General features: G+C 59.0%; 18 protein-coding genes and 1 tRNA gene. 12 read left to right on the top strand and 7 right to left on the bottom strand.

Annotated elements, in window-relative coordinates:
• Position 1: 1 nt before the first annotated feature.
• Both ACG9DO_RS14395 and ACG9DO_RS14390 read left to right on the top strand, forming a co-directional pair.
• On the top strand, positions 2–1,225 hold the full coding sequence (locus tag ACG9DO_RS14395) for a hypothetical protein (RefSeq protein ID WP_394729117.1): 1,224 nt from the start codon (positions 2–4) through the stop codon (positions 1,223–1,225).
• Positions 1,222–2,907, top strand: a complete 1,686-nt coding sequence (locus tag ACG9DO_RS14390) for a glycerol-3-phosphate dehydrogenase/oxidase (protein ID WP_394729115.1) — start codon at positions 1,222–1,224, stop codon at positions 2,905–2,907. The genes ACG9DO_RS14395 and ACG9DO_RS14390 overlap by 4 nt, the downstream gene beginning before the upstream one ends.
• 21 nt (positions 2,908–2,928) lie before the next feature.
• On the opposite strand, the gene ACG9DO_RS14385 is transcribed toward ACG9DO_RS14390, so the two are convergent.
• The 3 genes from ACG9DO_RS14385 to ACG9DO_RS14375 all read right to left on the bottom strand — a co-directional run bounded on the left by ACG9DO_RS14385 (position 2,929) and on the right by ACG9DO_RS14375 (position 5,403).
• Entirely contained in the window at positions 2,929–3,846 is a 918-nt protein-coding gene (locus ACG9DO_RS14385) for a hypothetical protein (protein WP_394729113.1), read from the bottom strand.
• 154 nt (positions 3,847–4,000) lie between these two features.
• Positions 4,001–4,972, bottom strand: a complete 972-nt coding sequence (locus ACG9DO_RS14380) for a family 16 glycosylhydrolase (protein WP_394729111.1) — start codon at positions 4,970–4,972, stop codon at positions 4,001–4,003.
• A 194-nt stretch (positions 4,973–5,166) separates the two neighbouring features.
• The gene (locus ACG9DO_RS14375; protein ID WP_394729109.1) at positions 5,167–5,403 is read right to left on the bottom strand and encodes a hypothetical protein; all 237 of its coding nucleotides are present in this window, start codon (positions 5,401–5,403) and stop codon (positions 5,167–5,169) included.
• 238 nt (positions 5,404–5,641) lie between these two features.
• On the opposite strand from ACG9DO_RS14375, the gene ACG9DO_RS14370 reads away from it, so the two are divergent.
• The 5 genes from ACG9DO_RS14370 to ACG9DO_RS14350 all read left to right on the top strand — a co-directional run bounded on the left by ACG9DO_RS14370 (position 5,642) and on the right by ACG9DO_RS14350 (position 12,432).
• Complete coding sequence (locus ACG9DO_RS14370) at positions 5,642–6,784, top strand: acyl-CoA dehydrogenase family protein (RefSeq protein ID WP_394731282.1); 1,143 nt, start codon at positions 5,642–5,644, stop codon at positions 6,782–6,784.
• A gap of 13 nt (positions 6,785–6,797) precedes the next feature.
• Positions 6,798–7,535, top strand: coding sequence for an SDR family NAD(P)-dependent oxidoreductase (locus ACG9DO_RS14365; protein ID WP_394729107.1), 738 nt, complete (start codon positions 6,798–6,800; stop codon positions 7,533–7,535).
• Between the two features lie 29 nt (positions 7,536–7,564).
• Positions 7,565–8,590 carry an aldo/keto reductase gene (locus ACG9DO_RS14360; protein WP_394729105.1) on the top strand — a complete coding sequence of 342 codons (1,026 nt, stop codon included), beginning with the start codon at positions 7,565–7,567 and terminating at the stop codon, positions 8,588–8,590.
• A gap of 123 nt (positions 8,591–8,713) precedes the next feature.
• On the top strand, positions 8,714–10,864 hold the full coding sequence (locus ACG9DO_RS14355; protein ID WP_394729103.1) for an RNA degradosome polyphosphate kinase: 2,151 nt from the start codon (positions 8,714–8,716) through the stop codon (positions 10,862–10,864).
• Positions 10,861–12,432, top strand: coding sequence for a Ppx/GppA family phosphatase (locus tag ACG9DO_RS14350; protein WP_394729101.1), 1,572 nt, complete (start codon positions 10,861–10,863; stop codon positions 12,430–12,432). The genes ACG9DO_RS14355 and ACG9DO_RS14350 overlap by 4 nt, the downstream gene beginning before the upstream one ends.
• Positions 12,433–12,439: 7 nt before the next feature.
• On the opposite strand, the gene ACG9DO_RS14345 is transcribed toward ACG9DO_RS14350, so the two are convergent.
• On the bottom strand, positions 12,440–13,189 hold the full coding sequence (locus tag ACG9DO_RS14345; protein WP_394729099.1) for a queuosine precursor transporter: 750 nt from the start codon (positions 13,187–13,189) through the stop codon (positions 12,440–12,442).
• 60 nt (positions 13,190–13,249) lie between these two features.
• Here ACG9DO_RS14345 and ACG9DO_RS14340 point away from each other — a divergent pair.
• Together ACG9DO_RS14340 and ACG9DO_RS14335 are read left to right on the top strand one after the other, a co-directional pair.
• Positions 13,250–13,326: transfer RNA gene (locus ACG9DO_RS14340), tRNA-Arg, on the top strand.
• A gap of 58 nt (positions 13,327–13,384) precedes the next feature.
• The gene (locus ACG9DO_RS14335) at positions 13,385–13,912 is read left to right on the top strand and encodes a hypothetical protein (RefSeq protein WP_394729097.1); all 528 of its coding nucleotides are present in this window, start codon (positions 13,385–13,387) and stop codon (positions 13,910–13,912) included.
• Between the two features lie 404 nt (positions 13,913–14,316).
• On the opposite strand, the gene ACG9DO_RS14330 is transcribed toward ACG9DO_RS14335, so the two are convergent.
• Positions 14,317–14,631, bottom strand: a complete 315-nt coding sequence (locus ACG9DO_RS14330; RefSeq protein ID WP_394731281.1) for a Rap1a/Tai family immunity protein — start codon at positions 14,629–14,631, stop codon at positions 14,317–14,319.
• A gap of 442 nt (positions 14,632–15,073) precedes the next feature.
• Between ACG9DO_RS14330 and ACG9DO_RS14325 the strand changes: the two genes are divergently transcribed.
• Positions 15,074–15,595, top strand: coding sequence for a hypothetical protein (locus tag ACG9DO_RS14325; protein ID WP_394729095.1), 522 nt, complete (start codon positions 15,074–15,076; stop codon positions 15,593–15,595).
• A 218-nt stretch (positions 15,596–15,813) separates the two neighbouring features.
• Here ACG9DO_RS14325 and ACG9DO_RS14320 read toward each other — a convergent pair whose 3' ends face one another.
• Both ACG9DO_RS14320 and ACG9DO_RS14315 read right to left on the bottom strand, forming a co-directional pair.
• The gene (locus ACG9DO_RS14320; protein ID WP_394729093.1) at positions 15,814–16,887 is read right to left on the bottom strand and encodes a hypothetical protein; all 1,074 of its coding nucleotides are present in this window, start codon (positions 16,885–16,887) and stop codon (positions 15,814–15,816) included.
• A gap of 111 nt (positions 16,888–16,998) precedes the next feature.
• Positions 16,999–18,129 carry a S8 family serine peptidase gene (locus ACG9DO_RS14315; protein WP_394729091.1) on the bottom strand — a complete coding sequence of 377 codons (1,131 nt, stop codon included), beginning with the start codon at positions 18,127–18,129 and terminating at the stop codon, positions 16,999–17,001.
• Positions 18,130–18,317: 188 nt separating this feature from the next.
• Here ACG9DO_RS14315 and ACG9DO_RS14310 point away from each other — a divergent pair, with 188 nt between their 5' ends.
• Together ACG9DO_RS14310 and ACG9DO_RS14305 are read left to right on the top strand one after the other, a co-directional pair.
• Positions 18,318–18,806 (top strand): RNA polymerase sigma factor, encoded by a 489-nt coding sequence (locus tag ACG9DO_RS14310; protein ID WP_394731280.1) that lies wholly within the window; start codon positions 18,318–18,320, stop codon positions 18,804–18,806.
• Positions 18,803–19,510 carry an anti-sigma factor family protein gene (locus ACG9DO_RS14305; RefSeq protein ID WP_394729090.1) on the top strand — a complete coding sequence of 236 codons (708 nt, stop codon included), beginning with the start codon at positions 18,803–18,805 and terminating at the stop codon, positions 19,508–19,510. Before ACG9DO_RS14310 ends, ACG9DO_RS14305 begins: the two co-directional genes overlap by 4 nt.
• The last annotated feature ends 68 nt before the right edge of the window (positions 19,511–19,578 follow it).

Raw genomic sequence — 19,578 nt, 5'->3', positions numbered from 1 at the left:
CATGAAGCTCGCTTCGCTTATCGCACCCTTCAGGAATGCGACGATCGGCTCCGCCTTGATTTTCGCGGCGAGCGGAGCGGCCTTTGCGCTGGCCAACATCCTGCTTGCGAGAGGGCTTGAGGTCGAAGCCTATGCCCGTTTCGCGCTGGCGATCGCGGTCTATAACGTTGCCGCCCTGGTCGCCCCTCTGGGCATGGACCAACTCAGCGTCAGGCGCACCCTTGCCTACACGCCGAAGATCGCCCTGACACAATTCGCGCTGTCCATTATCGTAGGACTGGCCTTCAGCTTCGCGGCAAGCGCCTATGTCGCGATGAGCGCGCCTGCCACCATCTCTCTGGCGGCTGCGATCGCTGCTGCCGGCGTGCTGGTCGGTGCGGTTGCCGAGCTTCGGCGACAAGGCATGACGTTTCTCGCGCTGGTGATCTATGTGCTGCCCAATCTCGGTTTGCTGATGATTGCCCTCGCAGCGCAATTTGCGCGCGACATGACGCTCGCAGGTGTGCTGTGGCTCTACACCGCCGGAGTGGTCCTTTCGGCTGGCATCGCGCTTGCAAGAATTGTGCGCGGGGAGGGGTTTGCTACCGGTCCGTCAGGCTACCGGTTTGCAGAGGCCTTGCCCTTGCTCGGGCTGGCAACGCTTGGCACGCTGACCCTTCAGATGGAGCGGCTGGTCCTGCCAGCCCTGATTGACCTCAAGAGCCTGGCGATCTTCGCGCTGCTATCCTCTCTCGCCATCTTCCCGTTTCGCCTGATAAGCTCGGGCATGGGCTTTGCTCTGACCCCGCAATTGAGTGATCGCGAGAATCTCGCCGGCAATTACGCGCGGCTTCGGCTGGAATTGGTCGCGCTTGGCGGTTTGATGCTGGCGGGAGCGGGCGTGCTGGTTATCCTTGTGCCCTATCTGATGCCGTGGCTGACCGACGGGCGCTATGAAGCGAGCCATTGGCTCGTGCTGGCAGCGTGTTTCAGCGGAGTGATACAGATTGGCAACGCGCTGGCCCGCGCGATAGTCACTGCGCTTGGAACCGTGGGACAGTTGCACATGCTCAATGTTGCGGGTTGGTGCGCACTTGCCTTGGCGCTCGCGGCAGCTTGGGCGATGGCTGGCTATGGACTCCTAGGCGTAATTCTCGGTGCCGCAGCAGCACAGTCGCTGATCGCGATCCCGGTGCTCGTGATGGCCTGGCGCACTTTCGCGCGTGAGGCGAGGGCGAAGGCATGAGCCCTCCAGCGTCCGCCCTGATCCGCGATGTTGCGCGATTGCAGGCAGAGACGTTCGATGTGCTGATCGTCGGCGGCGGAATCGATGGTGCCTATTGCGTGCTCGATGCAGCCACCCGCGGCCTCAAGGCGGCACTGATCGAAAGCCATGATTTCGCCTGCGCCACCAGCGCCAACTCCGCCAAGGTCGCGCATAGCGGCGTGCGTTATCTGCAGCATGGGGACCTTAAGCGGCTGAGGAAATCGGCCAGGGAACGCGCGGCGCTGTTCGCCAATGCCCCTCATATCATGAAGCATGTGCCGGTTCTGATGCCGGTGCGCGGGCATGGCCTGAAAGGCCGCGAGACCGTGCGCATATATACGGCGCTGTATGACTGGCTCAGCCGCGAATGGCGCGCGGCTGACGATCCGGAGCGAGCCGTTCCCGCATCGCGCATGCTTTCCCGCGAGGATGCAATGCTGGCCTGTCCGCTCATTGCGTCAGAGAATCTGACCGGGGGCGCTGTCTGGCCGGAAGGGCTGGTGACGAACACCGAGCGACTGGTCATCGGAGCCTTGCGCGCCGCCGCCGCAAGAGGCGCGGTGATTGCCAATCGCATCGAAGCGGAAGAACTGTTCAAGGCGCCTGACGGCACGGTGCAGGGTGTGTTTGCGCAGGACAATCTGTCCGGTGCCAAGCTGACGATACAGGCACGCGCAGTCATTGATGCGACGGGGCCGCTGGCGGGATGGACCGGCGCGCAAACGCGCGTGCCGCTCGCACGGGCGTTCGGTCTGGTGACGCGTTCGCTGTGCGAAGGGCATGTGCTCTCTTTTCCCGTTCCACCGACCTATCAGGACAGCGATGCCCTGGTGGATCGCGGGGAGAGCCTCCAATTCGCAGTGCCGTGGCGTGGCAAGTCGATCCTCGGCACGATGCACTTGCCGCTTGAAGGGGCGGCTTTAGACGCGCGGATCACGCAGCAGGAAGTCGAACGATATCTCCAGGCGGTCAATCGCGCATTGCCCGATGCTAAGCTGAAACTGGGCGATGTGTATCGCGTGTTCTGGGGCGTGCTGCCTGCCGCTCGGGCGGGTTCGCCCAATCCGGAAAAGCAGGGCCGGGTGCTCGACCACGGCGCGCTTGAAGGGCTGCGCGGGCTTTTTGGCATCGCAGGCGTCAAGCTGACGGAAGCACGCGCGCTGGCAGAAGAGGCGCTGGATGCGGTGTGTGCACAGCTTGGCATCGACGCTGCGGTGCAAACACTTGAGACTTCCATCTGGGGCGGAGACATCGCGCGGCTCAAGACGTTTCGACAAGAAGCCGAGCGTGTCATGGACACTCTGCCCAGAGCTGCGCGCAGCCGTCTGATCCAGCACTATGGAACAGGCTATTCCGAAGTGCTGCGCTTTGCAGGCAAGCTCGGTCCGCTGGAATTCGTCGCCGGGACCCACCTGTTGAAAGGCGAAGTCCTCTACGCAATCGACTATGAGCAAGCGTGGAGCCTTGCCGATGTGGTATTGCGCCGGACGGACCTCGGCAGTGCTTCAGTGCCGCCCGCACCTGCACTCGATACCATTGCACGGCTTATGGCAGGCAGGCTTGGGTGGGACGAGGCGCGGATCAGGAGCGAGATCGCCGCAGTCGAAATGCGCTCAAACTACACGATATTCCCTGAAGCGGCGGCGCTGCGCTCAGGTTGAGCAGTCTTTGCCCGCGATGACTCAGAGCGGCGTTGCGCGGTATCCGTGCACCGTCATGCGGATGCGCTCGTCCGATGTGAGCGGTTCCCAGGTTCCGGCCCATTGCTTGGCCCAGCCATGCTTGTCAGCGGCATACAGCGAAATGACCGGGCGCATGGCGCTTTTCGGGAAAGCCGGGCTTTCTTCATTGAAGCCGTACACCAACTCGCCATCGACGAAGACATCGATCAGACCGAGATCGGCATGGCGGCGGATGGCGAGCTTCATGCGGCGCCCGGAATAATCTCCGGGAAGGCGGAACTCCTCTGACTTGCGCACGCCATCAGGCGCTCCGTTGATGGTCAATTGCATGTGCCGCTTGCCAATGATCTGCACTGCAATCGATTCCTGCGTGCGGTCATTGTACAGCCAGATCGGCGATGCGATGAGGCCCGGCCTCATATCGGGGATCGTCACATCGACTTCGTACATCGCATTGATCCATTCAGGATGGCCCTTCTGCGCTTTCAGTTCCGGTGCGCCGCCTGGCGTGAGGACAAAGTGGGTATCACCGCCAAAGGCCTGCCGTACCTGGCCATACTTCCAGGGAATCGTGGAATCGCCATTGGCCCATTCGCTTGCATGCCACATGCCGTTCCAGTTCCATGGCTGCATATCGGAAAGATAGATCCGCGGCATCCGGGTCTGCATGTCGGGTTCGGGGAGCGGCTGGCGAATACGCTCGCCGGTCACCTGAAGTTCGTCTTTGGGGCGTATCTGAGCGGGTTGCTGTGAAGCAGTCGAGGCACCTGCAGCGGCGCTGGAGGTCGTCTCAGCACCCGTGTTGTCCGCTTCGGGTGTATCCTGTCCCGACACCGGAGCAGCCAGCACGAGCAGCACCAGCGCCAAGGGCACCGCCATGTAAAGACCTGATTTCAAGGAATAGTTGCGCGAACTCATAGTGATGCCTCAATGCGAATTTGATCGAGGCATGTGATATCACGGATGAGAGCACAGTGAACCTTGATCACGGTGCTGTGTCTCTAAGCGGGGCAGGCCTGCGGCATCAGTTAACGCAGAGCAATTCCCTTAAACCCTTGAAAAACCGATTTGATCAGCGCTGCTCAAAGCGATAGCCATGGACGGTCATCACGACCTGCTCACCGTTGGTCAGCCCTTCCCAGCGACCAGTCCAGGGTTCGGCCCAGCTGGTTTTGTCGCCGACCCACATCGAGATCACAGGACGCATCTCTCCGGTAGGGAAAGCATTGGTATTGTTGTAGAAAGTGTGCACGAGCTGACCATTCACGAGCATCCTGATCTGACCGCCTGCGAGATCCGTCTCGATCCCCAGCTTCATGCGCTGGCCGGAGAAATTCCCGGTCATTCGATGCTCTTGTGTGCGATGCGATCCTGAGCGGTAGGAATGGACAGTAACTTGCAGGAACTGGTCTCCGACAAACTCGAAGTCGACTTCATCGCGGGTTTGATCGTGCCACAGCCACAGGGGCGCAACAACGAGACCGCTGCGCAACTCCGGCAAGGTTACGTCCACCTCGTAGAACGCCTTCTTTGAATAGGGATGGCCGTTCTGGGCCTTCAGTTCCGGCGCGCCTTGTGCATCGAAGGTGAAATAGGTGTTGCCGGCTTCGTCCTGCGAGACGTGGTCATAGCGATAGGGAAAGGAAGACCAGGGATTGTCCCAGTTGGAGGCATGCCATTTCCCGTACCAGTTCCACAGCGCCATGTCCGACAGATCGATAGGCGGAAGATCGCTGCCTGCGCCTCCGGTATCGGGAGCGCCTCCGTCACCGGACCCGCCTGTGCCGCTTCCGCCGTCGCTGACTACGTCCTCGCCGGGAAGCTTCTTTTTCGGGCCCGGATCGGTGCGCTTGAGGTTGCCTTTGCCGATCGGTTCCTGCGATGTGTCACTGGTGACTGAACCATCCGGCGCGATCTTGATCTGGCGCGGTGCCGCGGTGAGCGGATGGATCGATGCGCTGGTCAGGACGCACAAGGCAAGAATGGTGGAGATACGCGAAGCCACGATCAATTCCTTTCCCGAAGCTGAGAAAATGGTGATCATGGACTGACTATTTCACCTTTATTCCGTCGCACTGAGTATGGTTAACTACCACGGATCACTCCAAGGTTAGCTGCTGACTGGCTTATCGCAAGCACAACTCAGCCCTCGTCCCGCAACTGCACGGAACTCGAAAGACCTGGATCATCCTGTTCAAATAATTGTTTTCAAACAGGTTCGTGGCGGCGTTAACGCGGTCAGGTGCCAAAGAAGGCACGTAAGGCACCGCGCTTTTGCGGTTTTGTCTCGCCTGTTGCCTCAAACAGGTAGTTGGCAAGCTGGACTGCCTGGTTCCGGTCAAGCAAGATCGCGCGCTCGCGCATCTCTCGATCATTGCTGCCGTTGCGGTGCATCGTCTGCAAATGCAGAACCACGCGCTGCCCCAGATCGTCTGCGCGCCATCCGACAAGCGCCCCTGTATCGAGCTTATCCATTGCTGGCCCCTAGGTCCGTCTTGAACTCTGGTCTCGTTGCCACTCTCTGCGTGTCCGAAACGACAGCAGCCGGTCAGTCTGCGATTCTCTGCGGTAGTCAGCGTAAGACAACTTCAGCTAACCGCAAGCAAAACCTCTCGGTCTTTGACTTCTGCGCGCTGCGTGGCATGGCGCGATCTCGGTGTCGATGCACAGCAGAGGCGCCGCAGTTCGGATCAACTCAACTCATGGGACGATGATGCTCGATACCTCCAGCCGCTTTGCCTACAATGAAGACCACGAGGCTTTCCGCGACACCGTGCGCAAAGTGCTTGCCGAGCACATTGCGCCGTATCTCGACCAGCACGAAGCCGACGGCATCGTACCGCGCGAAGCGTGGAAGGCGGTGGGTGAGGCAGGAATGCTGTGCCCGACAATCAGCGAAGAGAATGGCGGGCTTGGCCTCGATTTCGGCTTCAATTGCGTCGTCAACGAAGAGCTCTGCTATCTTGGAACCTCAGCCGGCTTCACTTTGCAGAGCGACATTACCGCGAACTATTTTGAACGCCTGGGCACACCGGAGCAACGCGAAAAATATCTCCCAGGCATGGTCTCAGGCGATATTATTTCCGCCATCGCGATGACCGAGCCGGGCGCGGGCAGCGATCTGCAGGGCATTCGCACGACCGCAATCGAAGACGGCAATCACCTCGTCCTCAACGGTTCAAAGACCTACATCACCAACGGGCAGAACGCCGATGTCGTGATCGTGGTCGCGAAAACCGATCCCGGCCAGGGAGCAAAAGGCACGTCGCTGGTACTGGTCGACGCGGGCACCCCGGGTTTCGAGAAAGGGCGCAATCTCGACAAGATCGGCCAGCATTCCGCTGACACATCGGAGCTGTTCTTCAGCGATTGCCGTGTTCCAAAAACCAATATTCTCGGCGGCGAAGGGCGCGGTTTCATTCATCTGATGGAAGAGCTGCCGCAGGAACGCCTGTCCATCGCGGTCAGCGCGCAGGCGGGCGCACAGCGGGCCTTCGATGAAGCGGTGGCGTTCACGAAAGACCGCAAGGCCTTTGGCAAGACAGTGTTCGAATTCCAGAACACAAAATTCACGCTCGCCGACTTGAAGGCGAAGCTGCAAGTGGGCTGGGCGCATCTCGACTGGGCAATAAAGCGCCATCTCGAAGGCAAGCTCACCACCGACGAAGCAAGCGCAGCGAAACTGTGGCATACGGACCTGCAATGGGAAATCTGCGATGCAGCGCTGCAATTGCATGGCGGCGCAGGCTACATGAATGAGTACATGATTGCCCGGCTTTGGCGCGACGCGCGCGTAACGCGCATTTTTGGCGGCACGAACGAGATCATGAAGGAAGTGATCAGCCGCGCGATCTGAGGAGGATATTACCATGGCTGACCCGCTGGACTACTCTGGCAAGCGCGTAATCGTCGTCGGCGGATCGAGCGGGATTGGCAATGGAATCGCGCAAGGCTTTGCTGCGCGCGGTGCGGAAGTGCATGTGACCGGCACACGCCATGACGAAGGGGACTATCTCGAAGCCGAAGATAGCGACTTTCGCGGGCTTGCGTACCATCAGCTCGATGTAACGGAACGCGATGGCGCAGACCGGTTGGCCGCGGCACTTGGCGGGCTCGACGTCCTGGTGCTGAGCCAAGGCGCGGTGCGATACGGCCGCGAGGAATTCGAGCGCGAGGGCTGGGACCATGTCGTGCAGGTCAATCTCACTTCGCTGATGGATTGCGCGCGCGCATTCCATCCCGGCCTTGCAAAACGCAAGGGCTCGATCATCATGGTAAGCTCAACCGGCGCGTTTCACGCCATGATCGGCAACCCGGCTTACGGGGCCAGCAAGGCGGGCGCGGCCAGCCTTGTCGGCTCTCTGGCACAGGCCTGGGCAAAGGATGGAATCCGGGTGAACGGGATTGCACCGGGCTTCGTCGAGACCAAGATGACGCGGGTGACGACCGAGAATGAAAAGCGCCGCGAAGGTGCGCTGGCGCGCATACCCCTGGGCCGCTTTGGTACGCCGCAAGACATGGCAGGCACGGCCTTGTTCCTCGCCTCGCCCTTGGCAGACTACATCACCGGGCAATCGCTGATTGTTGATGGCGGCTTGTCCCTATAGGCCGCAAGAGAAATGCACGGAGAACGCAAATGAAGTTTACTCGCCTTGGTCGCTCTGGCCTCATGGTCTCGCAATTGTGCCTCGGCTGCATGACTTACGGCGATACGTCCAAGGGCTGGCATGGTGACTGGCTGCTTGATGAAGAAGCGTCGGCCCCTTTCTTTCGGCGTGCACTGGAAGCGGGCATCAATTTCTTCGATACCGCCAACGCCTATGCCGGCGGAACGTCGGAGGAGATCACTGGCAAGCATCTGCGCGCCATGGCTCAGCGTGATGAAATCGTGGTCGCGACCAAGGCTTACCTGCCGTGGCGCGGTGCGCCGAACACCGCGGGCCTTTCGCGCAAGGCCCTGATACAGGCGATTGACGATAGCCTGACCCGATTGGGGATGGATTACGTCGATCTGTTCCAGATCCATCGCTGGGATCATGCGACACCAATCGAAGAGACGATGGAAGCGCTGCACGACATCGTGAAGGCGGGCAAGGCGCGCTATCTTGGTGCTTCGTCGATGTTTGCGTGGCAATTCGCGAAAGCGCAGGCGACCGCGCGTGCGCACGGCTGGACTCCGTTCATTTCCATGCAGAACCAGCTCAATCTGCTCTATCGAGAGGAAGAGCGCGAGATGCTGCCGCTATGCGCCGACGAAGGAGTCGGGGTAATTCCGTGGAGCCCGCTTGCGCGCGGCCGCCTGACCCGGCCCGTGGGAGAGAGCACCGTGCGCAGCGAAACCGATGGCTTTGGCAAAAGGCTTTACGACGATGAAAGCGAAGTCGACCATGCCATTATCGCGTCGCTAGAGGAGGTCGCGAAAGCGCGCGGGGCAAAGATGGCGAGCGTTGCTCTGGCGTGGCACTTCACCAGGCCGCAGGTCGCCGCGCCGATTATCGGTGCGACCAAGCCGCATCATATCGATGATGCGGTTGCAGCGCTCGACATCACGCTGTCTGAGCCTGAAATCAGCGCGCTTGAGGCGAAATATCGTGCAAAATTCCCGACCGACATGGGAATGCCGATGCCAGCCCAGGACAAGGTCTCTGTGCTGCCCGAATGAGTGTTTCAAGTGGGTGCTTTCAGCGAGGCAAAGGCACGCTTTTCAAAGAATTGATGCATAACACGCAAGGATTGACCGATTCGCGCGCTTGATTGACACCGGAGACGAGCAACAAAGGGGCCTATGAATACGCACGTGCCCATCAGCGAAGACAACGCAGAGATCGCTCAAAGCGAGCTCTACTTCAACCGCGAGCTGAGCTGGTTGAGCTTCAATGAACGTGTCCTCGCTGAAGCCGAGAATGAGAGCTATCCGCTGCTGGAACGGCTGCGCTTCCTGTCGATCTCCGGCAGCAATCTCGACGAATTCATGATGATCCGCGTGGCCGGCCTGGTGGGGCAAGTGCAGCGCGGGATCGGCAGGCCGTCTATCGATGGACTCACCCCGTCGCAGCAGCTGACCGCAATCCGCGCCAAGCTGGTGGAGCTGAGTACGCGTCAGCAGAGAATCTGGCGTGAGCTGCATCGCCGCCTTAGCGATGTCGATATTCACGTTGCAGAGGAAGACCGGGTCAAACCTGCTGCCTATCAATGGCTTAGAAGCTATTTCCTCGAAGAAATCTTGCCCATCATCACGCCGCAAGCGCTTGATCCAGCGCACCCTTTCCCGTTCGTGGCGAATGAAGGGATGGGCCTGTTGTTCACGCTTCAACGCGATGTTGACAAGGAACGGATCATCGAGATGATCCTGATTCCGCCCGCGCTCCCGCGCTATGTCCGAGTGCCGGGAGAGGAAGCGGTCTATATCAGTATTGCGAGCCTGATCGTGCGCTTTGCCGATCATCTCTTCCCGGGCTTCAAGATCAAGGGCGACGGGCTGTTCCGAGTGCTGCGGGACAGCGACATCGAAATCGAGGAAGAGGCCGAAGACCTGGTGCGTACTTTCCGCAGTGCGATCCAGCGCCGCCGCCGGGGGCAGGTCATCCAGCTCGAACTGGAGGATGATTTCGACAGCCATGCAGAACAGGTCCTGTTGCAACAACTGGGCGTCCACGAAGCGGCTGTCATCAAGACCGACGGCATCATCGGGATCGACGGTCTGGCTGAAATCGTTGAGGAAGATCGTCCTGATCTCAAATTCGACAGCTATTCGCCGCGCTATCCTGAGCGCATTCGCGAACATGACGGGGATTGCTTCTCCGCCATTCGCGAGAAGGACATCATCATCCACCACCCATACGAGAGCTTTGAAGTGGTGGTCGACTTCATTCGCCAGGCGGCAGCTGATCCCGACGTGGTTGCAATCAAGCAGACGCTTTACCGGGCAGGCTCCCAGTCATCGGTGATCAACGCGCTGATCGCGGCGGCGGAAAATGGCAAGTCGGTGGTTGCTGTGGTTGAGCTGAAAGCACGCTTTGACGAAGAGCAGAACCTGCTTTGGGCGAACAAGCTGGAGCGCGCGGGCGTCCAGGTCATCTACGGCTTTGTCGACTGGAAGACGCACGCGAAAGTCGCGATGGTCGTTCGGCGCGAAGAGCAGGGTTTCCGCACTTACTGCCATTTCGGGACGGGCAATTATCACCCGGTCACCGCCAAGATCTACACTGACCTCAGCTTCTTCACGGCCTCGCCAAAACTGGGGCGCGATGCGGCCAAGCTGTTCAATTTCGTGACTGGCTATGTCGAGCCGCACAGCATGGATTTGCTCGCAGTCGCTCCGCTGAACCTGCGAGAGCGGTTGTACGAGTGCATCGACAAGGAAATTGAGAACGCAGGCAAGGGCAAGCCAGCTGCGATCTGGTTCAAGCTCAACCAGATTACTGACAGCGACATGATTGATCGGCTGTATGCTGCGAGCCAGGCGGGGGTCGAGATCGAGCTGGTCTGCCGCGGGATATGCTCCCTCAGGCCGGGCGTGCCGGGGCTGAGCGAGAATATCCGCGTCAAGTCGATCATTGGCCGCTTCCTCGAGCACAGCCGCATCTTCGCCTTCGCCAATGGGCAATCCATGCCGGGCGGAAAGTCCAAGGTTTTCATTTCCTCGGCTGACCTGATGGGCCGCAATCTTGATCGCCGGGTCGAAGCGCTGATCCCGATCAAGAACCGGACCGTTCATGATCAGGTGTTGCAACAGGTGCTGCTGGCCAATGTGCTCGATACCGAGCAGAGCTGGGAGCTTCATCCCGACGGAACCTACTCGCGCTTGGAAGCGGATGATAAACCATTTAATTGTCACCGCTATTTTATGACGAACCCTTCGCTTTCCGGGCGTGGCGGCGCGCTTGAGCATGATGCCGTGCCAAAGCTTGCCTTGCGCAAAGGCCGTCAGCCATGAGCCTCAAGGCAAGGCGCGCGGACCGTGACGGGATTTTCAGCGGCACAACGCCGGAGCGGGCGATCATCGATATCGGGTCGAATACGGTGCGGATGGTCGTCTACGGCGGCTCCATGCGCGCGCCTCAGGTGCTGCTGAACGAGAAGGTCGCGGCACGGCTGGGCCGCGAAATGGCGCAGACGGGACGCATCCCTCAGGATTCCTTCGATCTCGCCTTGCGGGGCTTGCGGCGCTTCCGTTTGCTGCTCGAAGAGCTTGAGATTGAAGACATCGAAACCGTTGCCACAGCGGCCTCTCGCGAAGCGGAAAATGGCGCTGAGTTCATCGCTGCAGTTCGCGAGGTCGGTTTCGACCCGCGCGTCATCAGCGGCGAGGAAGAGGCTCGGCTCAGCGCGCAAGGCGTCATTGGCGCCTTTCCGGGGGCTGAAGGTGTCATGGCTGACCTTGGTGGCGGCAGCCTGGAGTTGATCCATATCGCCCAAGGCAAGACCTCGCGGCCGACGTCTCTGCCGTTGGGAACGCTCCGGCTCGCAGGCTATGGCGACAATCCCGACAGCTTGAGGAAGGCGCTCGGCAAGCAGCTCAAACAGGGAGGGTGGGGCGATCCGATCGAAGCGCCGCTCTATCTGGTTGGCGGAACCTGGCGGGCCATGGCGGTCTACGCCATGGAGAAAGTGGGGCACCCGCTGAGCGATCCGCATGGGCTGTGGCTTGACCCCAAGCGCGCACGGGTGCTCGCAGAGGACCTTGCTCAGGCGAGCCCTGAGACGTTGCAGCAGATTGAGCGCATTTCAACCATGCGATCGGCGACTATGCCAGATGCGGCGATCCTGCTGCAGGTGATGCTGAAAAAGCTCCGCCCGGAACGCTTGATCTTCTCATCCTGGGGTTTGCGCGAAGGCTTGTTGTTTGACCGCCTCGCACCCGGCGCTCGTTCGCAGGATCCGCTTCTCGCGGGCCTTTCGCTGTTTGCCGCGCAGCGAGGCGCCCCGCCAAGGCTGGCGACGCGCGTCGCTGGCTGGACTGTCGATGCTGTACCAGCGGGCAAGCATGGCTCCGAGCGGCTGCGGCTTGCTGCAACGATGCTGGCGCTTGCTTCGATGCAGATCGAACCCAATCTGAGGCTCCATCAAGCGGTCGATTGGGCCTTGCACAAACGCTGGATCGGGATCGAAGCGCATGAGCGCGCGATGATGGCAGCGGCGGTTTGCGCGAACCGAAATCATCTCGAATTGCCGCCGGAAGTAAAGGCGCTGGCGAGTGAAGAGGCTTTGCACGAAGCGATTGGCTGGGGGCTGTCCGTCCGGCTCGCGCGGCGGATTGGGGCGCGCTCACGTCGCTCGTTCCAGGTCAGCCGCTTGTGCCGCGAAGGCAAGGAGCTCGTGCTCGAATTGCGCGAAAGTCACAAGGACCTGCTGGGTATTCCAACCGAGAAGGACATGACGCTCCTGTCAGATCACCTTGGCATGAACCATTCTGTGCGGATCATTGCCGATGACAAATGGAATGCGCCGAGCCGTCATGGCCTCGATGATCTGCCGAGCGCGGCGAGCGCCGCCGCCGAATAGCCGAGGGTCAAACGCGCTCGGTTTTCGCAAAGGGTGAGAAATCCGTTTCGGTATCGTAGAGATCGACCCCTTCAGCGCGCTTGAGCCTATTGACGACAACATAGGTCACGGGGGTCAGCAGCGCTTCCCACGCGGTCTTGATCAGCCACTGCGAAATCACGACTTGCACCAAAGTCTCTGGCGGCCAGCCGGCAATTCCCCAGAATGCGAGCGGGTAGAAGATCATGCTGTCGAGCCCCTGACCGACCACTGTCGAACCGATGGTGCGGGTCCACAGATGCTTGCCGTCAGTCCAGACCTTCATCTTGGCCATGACGTAGGAATTGGCAAACTCCCCGGCCCAGAAGGCAATCATGGACGCAGCGACAATGCGCCAGCTGTTGCCGAACACGTTTTCATAGTCGCTCTGGAACGGCCATCCGTCAGCAGGCGGCAAGCTCACCACGACCCACGCCATAAAGGCCATGAAGGCGAGCGCAGCAAACCCGGTCCAGATCACACGGCGCGCGCGGGCGTAGCCATAGACCTCTGTCAGCACGTCACCGATGATGTAGCTGATCGGGAAGAACAACACCCCTGCGCCGAAGATCCAGGGGTCGCCGCCGGGCAGTGTGATATAGCTCGGTTTTGACGCCCCGATCAGATTGGACAGCAGCAGAATCGTCACAAACGCTGCCATGACCAGATCGTAATAGCGGAAGCTCGTCGGAGCGTGAGTGGTGCGCTGGGGCGCTGACGATTGCTGAGAATTTTCCATCGCTCATCGCCCTAACTTCATTTGCCCCTAAGGAAAAGCGCGCTAATGGACCCGCAGCGCGCGCCCGTAGCTCATCTGGATAGAGCGCGAGACTTCTAATCTTGAGGCAGCAGGTTCGAGTCCTGCCGGGCGCGCCATTAAATCAAGGACGTAGGAGTTACCTTAGCAGATTTGAGGTAACGTATAGGTATCAAGTTGATAGACTGGACGCCCATTATCATCGCCGGATTCGGCATTTTAGGCACTCTGATCGCCCCATTCTTGGCGCATAAGCTTGAAGGTCTCAGAAGGCGCGAGCAAGAGAGTCGAGAAGATGGCGCAACACTACGCCTAAAGCTCGAAGAATTATATGCTGAGCTAGACCGGCTTGAGGGGCAATGTAATCGATCCAACATCTCGGCGATCTCAATGGCCTCGGGCAAGGGAGTTCTCGAGCCGCTAGAGAGGCTGGATTTGAGCAAGGTCAGAACCAGCATAAATCTCTACTTCCCTGAATGCCTCCCAGCCTTACGTCAGTTCGATGATGGCCAGCGCAAAGACAACGCTGAAGTAAGAGAGCGTATCGAAAGCAATATCGAGAAGGGAGAGGACCTATCTTCAACAGGCGCGATGTTGGTCATCATGCAGTCCACCAACTTTCTGACGATGGCCAAGGCAGTTAGACCCGAACTCGAAAAAATTGCCGCTAGGATAGTTGTTAGACATGACGGTAGAGAGGGCTAGCACGGTTCATTTCGATGCAAAGTCGTCAATTCAACCCCGCCCCTCGAAGCTGTTCAGCCTGTAGTTCCAAGCCCTCCGTTGGCGTCTTCCGATTCCAGCCGATAAAACTCAGCCCGGAATACAGAACATCTCCATTGCCCATGGATTAGGAAATACAACGCCACCTCCGGGTAAATTTCGAGGCTGCCGCTGCGCTTCTTCTATTTGCTTTCGCTCTCGAAGGACCGCCAACGCCGCCTCACACCTTGTCAGACTAGGGTAATCTGTCACGGCGATGCCCTCACTTCCCCAAAGGATGATCAATTTATAAGGCTTGCTCGCCTGGCCTAGGGCTGGTGTTGTGATAGTTCCAATCGCTAGAGCGATGCCGAGACACATCCTTAGCATTTGTCTGCCTTTCGTCATTACGAACAAGGGAATGCCTGGCTAAGCGAGGTTTGCACTATCTCAACAGTTGTTAAATGCCTCTTTTCTGGGTTCTCGCGGATGTATTTCATTACCACGTCTAGGAGCTGGCTCGACGCGACGCCAACCGGGATGCAGATCGAACCTGCCCCACTGAAAACTTGGTATCGAAATCCGTGAGCCAACCCAAATACAAAACCTCGACAAAAGTCCTGCTGCGCATAAGTCAAGTCTTTACAACTTTGTGAAAGATCATTGCCAGTCTCGTAAGAGGGCCCATATCCGGTTTGCGCCAAAGTCGGCACGCTCGCCATAGCCAGAACAGCAGCGAAGCTTATCATCATTCCGCGCATAGAACCCCCACTTGCAATGGTCACTCGACAAGGTCTGGCGGAAAAGGCCGACAAATGCAAAGCCACTCAGGCTCGTAGCAACAGCATTTGGCGCCAACCTCAATGTTCACGAATCGTTCTCGTCCTGTCACAAGCTGTCGAATGTCATCCATTCGCCTTAAGAGCCTAGCCGATTTCGCCCGCCACAACTACATGGTCCGTATCGAATGCCAATGCGGGCGCATCGTGCTGAAGCATCCCACCGAACTGCTCGCCTATGCGCATAAACGTGGTTGGGGACATCGTCTCGTGCAAATTGAGCGCAAGCTAAAGTGCGGCGATTGCGGGAAGCGGCCAATTCGAGTTGGACCAGCTTTCGGCTAGTGTGCTCAGTTGCAAACTTGCTTGAAAGAGGGGAGCCATAATGACCCGGGCAAAGCTTAAAAGCCCCGAGAAGATGATGAGCGCTTTCCGGCTATTCTGGGAGGCTCGCAACAAGGCGCTCGAACGAAACCTAATCACTGACAACTGGGGCGGCATACATTCGTGCACACGAATTGCTGACATCATGGCTGCCTGGGCCTGCTATCCCAACATCCAACTGCTCAAGTACAAGATGCATCCTGACGCGGAGATGAGTGCCGCAGCATACGCTTGGCGCGAGCAGGGCATTGCCGATGGCTTGCCAGAATCTGAAATCCAAGCGAACCTAAAGCTCGAGCATGTTCTCCCTCAGCGAGAGATGACCCTTACAATTGGAGAAATGATCGACAATGGCAGGACAGATGAAGAAATATTCGTTTGGCTGCGCGCAAACTATCGCATCGTCGTTCTAACAGCCGAGGAAACCATCGAACTCAACCGGCGCAATCGCTCCAGGATATGCCCAGACAGGCTGAAGGGAATTGAATTGCATGTGAGAGGCAGCGGAAACCCGTCCGACTGACCAGAAATGTTTTAATATCGGACTGTCAGCAATCGGTGACGGGCTTCAACGTACCATTCGTCCGCTATTGGGGTGGAAAGCGGACATTGTTGAGAGGTTCATCTGATGCTGACGAACTTCCATTATCGGTTAAGGAAAGGGAAGGTGCCGGATAGCCGTTGTGGCAATCCAGCACCTATTCTCGCCTCCAGCCTCGAGGTTAGAAAGCTTGAGGACTCTTATTCCGTCATTACCGAAGCAAGGCCCTGCCCGGCAACCAGGGCATCGCCGTTTGCGGCGAGATTACCAGCCGGAATGGCCTGCTGCATATCGCCATTCGAGACGAGCACCTGCTCAACTTCGCCGCGATTGTTCGCAACAATCTGTTTTACTTCACCCATTGGTACGCCGTCGGGCGAGACTACTGGCATGCCAGGCGAAATTGTCGTCATGCCATCGGCAGCGCCTGCAACAGAGCCAGCAACTGCAAGAGGGTTAGACATCAGGCTTGCATTGCCCTGACCTTCACCTGAGCCTTCGCCCGAGATTGAAGTGTTTGGCATGCTGGGAGCTGCAGGCAGGCTTCCCGGAACGGAGCCGGCGAGCTGAGCTGCTCCAGACGCCTGACCTTCTGCCGTAGTCACGAGTGCGCCCACTGCATCGGTGCCGATCAGTTGTGCCGAAGCATTGCCGTTGCCTGATGCGTTGCCATTCCCGGTCGCACCCGCCGTGAGCGGAGCAATCGGAGTGTTGGGGATAGGGTTAGACATCAGGCTTGCATTGCCCTGACCTTCACCTGAGCCTTCGCCCGAGATTGAAGTGTTTGGCATGCTGGGAGCTGCAGGCAGGCTTCCCGGAACGGAGCCGGCGAGCTGAGCTGCTCCAGACGCCTGACCTTCTGCCGTAGTCACGAGTGCGCCCACTGCATCGGTGCCGATCAGTTGTGCCGAAGCATTGCCGTTGCCTGATGCGTTGCCATTCCCGGTCGCACCCGCCGTGAGCGGAGCAATCGGAGTGGATGCCAACTGTGCAACGTTAGCCGCACCAGCGAGCTCGGCGTTGCGTCGTGCTTCTACGCGACCTGAACGACGATCGACTGACTGATCTCCATCGGTGGTCGCGGTTCCGTCTACGGCACCTCGAGTGGTTGTTCGGATAGTGTCTGTAGTGCGCGAAATCGTGCCGTTGATGTCGAGCGCTGAGCCCAGCCCACCAGAGAGGCCACCTGTCAGGCCGCCGCCACCAAGTAGCTGGGCGTTGGCTGGAACTGCCAGGAGGCCGAGAGCGGTCGTTGCGATCAAGAGCTTTTTCATTGGTACGTCCTTTCGTTTTCAATTTGCAGCGGGCAAATGTTGCTCGCTCGGATGGAAAACGAGTGGCCGTTGCGGTTTAATCCAAAAGGGCTGCCATTTTTCTGGAGAGGTCTATCTTGACGGGCGGCAGCCGCCACAAAGCAATCCTCGGCCATAGACCGCGTCAGGGCCTTTCTTGCCGAGATCAAGCGCTTCCCTGTCGACGCTATTGCGCCACCGGGCCCCGCGCTCGAGCGAGGCCGCGATGCGTACAGCTACCAAGGGGGAAGCAAAGGATGTCCCGCGAAGCTTGAATGCCTTGCCATCCATCCCACGCGCATAAATGTCTGCACCGGGCGCAGCATAGTCGAGATGGAGCGCGCGGCCCGCTTCAATCAACGCTCGGTTGCGCCCGTCGACCGCAGTCACAGCTACGACGCCATCATAGGAGGCTGGGTAGGCAGGCGGAGCAGCAGGGCCATCATTGCCAACAGCGGCAACGATGACAGCGCCTTTTTCCTGCGCATGCGCGACAGCTCGCTCCACGAGCGAGTTTCTCGGCCCTACCAGGCTGATATTGATGACCCTAGTTCCGCTGTCGACCAGCCAGCCTAAAGCTTTGGCAATTGCAAGCGCGTTACCCCCCGCCCGTTCCGCGCCATAGACATCAGCCACGCGGATGTTACTCGCATCGGCATAGTGTAAGAGATATGCGACAGAGCTTCCATGACGGCTGGGCGCGGGTGCTCCGCTGGCGAAACCTTTTTGCGCAGTCACATTTACGTGCCCAGCAACACCACCATCGATCATTCCGATGGGAGTTGTAATTGCTGCGGCTGAACCTTGTACCATCGCTGGAAGTGCTGCGCCCATGCCGCTGCTGAAGTGTAAATTGTCCGCGCTGATCTCAGCACCAGGGAGGATCTCGGCAAGCTGCTTCTGGCCCTGTGCGAGGTCAGTGCCTTTAGGTACCTGTAACCGCGTTACGTACAAGCCAAGCCCTTCAATCTCCTCTCTTCCGATCACAGAGAAGCCTTGTGTTTCAGCAGCGGCAATCTGGGCAGCATCCGCGTCCATCAGCAACAACTCGCCGCGCCGCGCTGGCGCACCCTGCGCATCAATCTCGATCACATCGCTGTTACTGCGCACAAACTGGTCAAGCCGACGCTCACGCAAGTTCGCAAGCCGCAGCGCCTCTCGCGATATGCCTTGGGTGGCATTCTCAAGCCCGTCGAAAACCTCGCCTGTCACAGGATCCAACACTTGGCCAACAGGAGGAATCTGAACGCCAGGCAAGCCTAATTGCGCCGATAGAGGCGCGGCAAGAGCCGCGGCTGAGGCAAGAGAAGTGAGGAAAATTGGCAGGCGCATGGTGTGTCTCTTAGTTATTTCGCATTAAGCATGGATGAAACGAGCCAGCCCATCCGTTTAATCCATGGAAGGCAAAGACACTGAGCACTTCGTTCGAACAGGATGTCCTGGTACTTCTGCCTCGATTGCGGCGTTTCGCGATCGGGCTTGCCGGGCATCCATCGGACGGAGATGATCTTTGCCAGATGACAATCGAGCGTGCGCTGACCCGCAAGGATCAATATACGCAAGGCACGCGGCTCGACAGCTGGATGTATCGGATCATGCGCAATATCTGGATCGATGAAAGTCGCGCTCGCTCGCGCAGGTCGGAGACCTTTGTTGACGAAGATGCAGGCCTTTCTGTTGGCGGCGAAGGCGGACAGGAAGCGCTGGTCGCGCTCGGCGATGTCGACCGTGCGATGGGAAGCTTGCCCGACGATCAACGCGAAGCCGTGCTGCTCGTGATGGTAGAAGGCTATTCCTACAAGGAAGCCGCCGCGATCGTGGATTGCCCAGTTGGAACTCTCAACTCCCGGCTGGTGCGTGGACGCGATGCCTTGCTGCAGAAACTCGGAGAAGCGCCATGAGCGTGACCCCTGAAGAACTTGCCGCATTTGCAGATGGCCAGCTTGAAGGCGAAGAACTGGCACGCGTGACTGCCGCAATCGAGGCTGATCCCGAGCTTGCCCGTCAGGTAGAGGCCCATCGCAAACTAGCTGGGATGTTGGGTTCGCACTACGCTCCGATCCTTGAGCAGGACGTACCGGACAGGCTCACCCAAATGTTGCGCGAGACGAAGGAGCCGGATGGCGCTGCGGTCGTTGACTTTGCAGCGGCAAAGGATCGCCGCGAAGCTCGCCGCACCCTTCCCAGCTGGGGTTGGGGTGGCGGCGCAATCGCTGCTGCCCTGGTCGCAGCGGTAATGCTAAACCTCGGCGGCGGATCGGTCGAAGATGGCTATGCTGGTACAAGGCTTGCGAGCGCGCTCGATACGCAGCTCGTGGCGGATCAGTCGGCTGGAGCTGACACGCGCATTTTGCTCAGCTTCCGCAACGAAGCTAACGAATTTTGCCGCGCCTACGCTAATGTCAGTGAAAGCGGGATTGCCTGCCGCGATGATCAGGGCTGGCGACAACAAGTCCTAGGCCACGGCAGCGAGTCAGGCTCCACCGAGTTTCGCATGGCGGGAAGTGAAGCGGAGATCCTCGCTACAGCACAAGAGATGGCTACCGGCCCTGCGCTTTCAGCTGAAGAAGAGATGGCCGCACGCAAAGCGGGCTGGCAGGAGTAGCCAACTCGTATTCGGCGGTTTGGTTCGGCACGCCCACTCAAGCCAAGCACCCAAAAAGAAGGGCCGGA

Source organism: Altererythrobacter sp. GH1-8 (genome assembly GCF_043702085.1).
GTDB lineage: Bacteria > Pseudomonadota > Alphaproteobacteria > Sphingomonadales > Sphingomonadaceae > Erythrobacter.
This window is presented reverse-complemented; position numbering and strand designations above follow the sequence as displayed.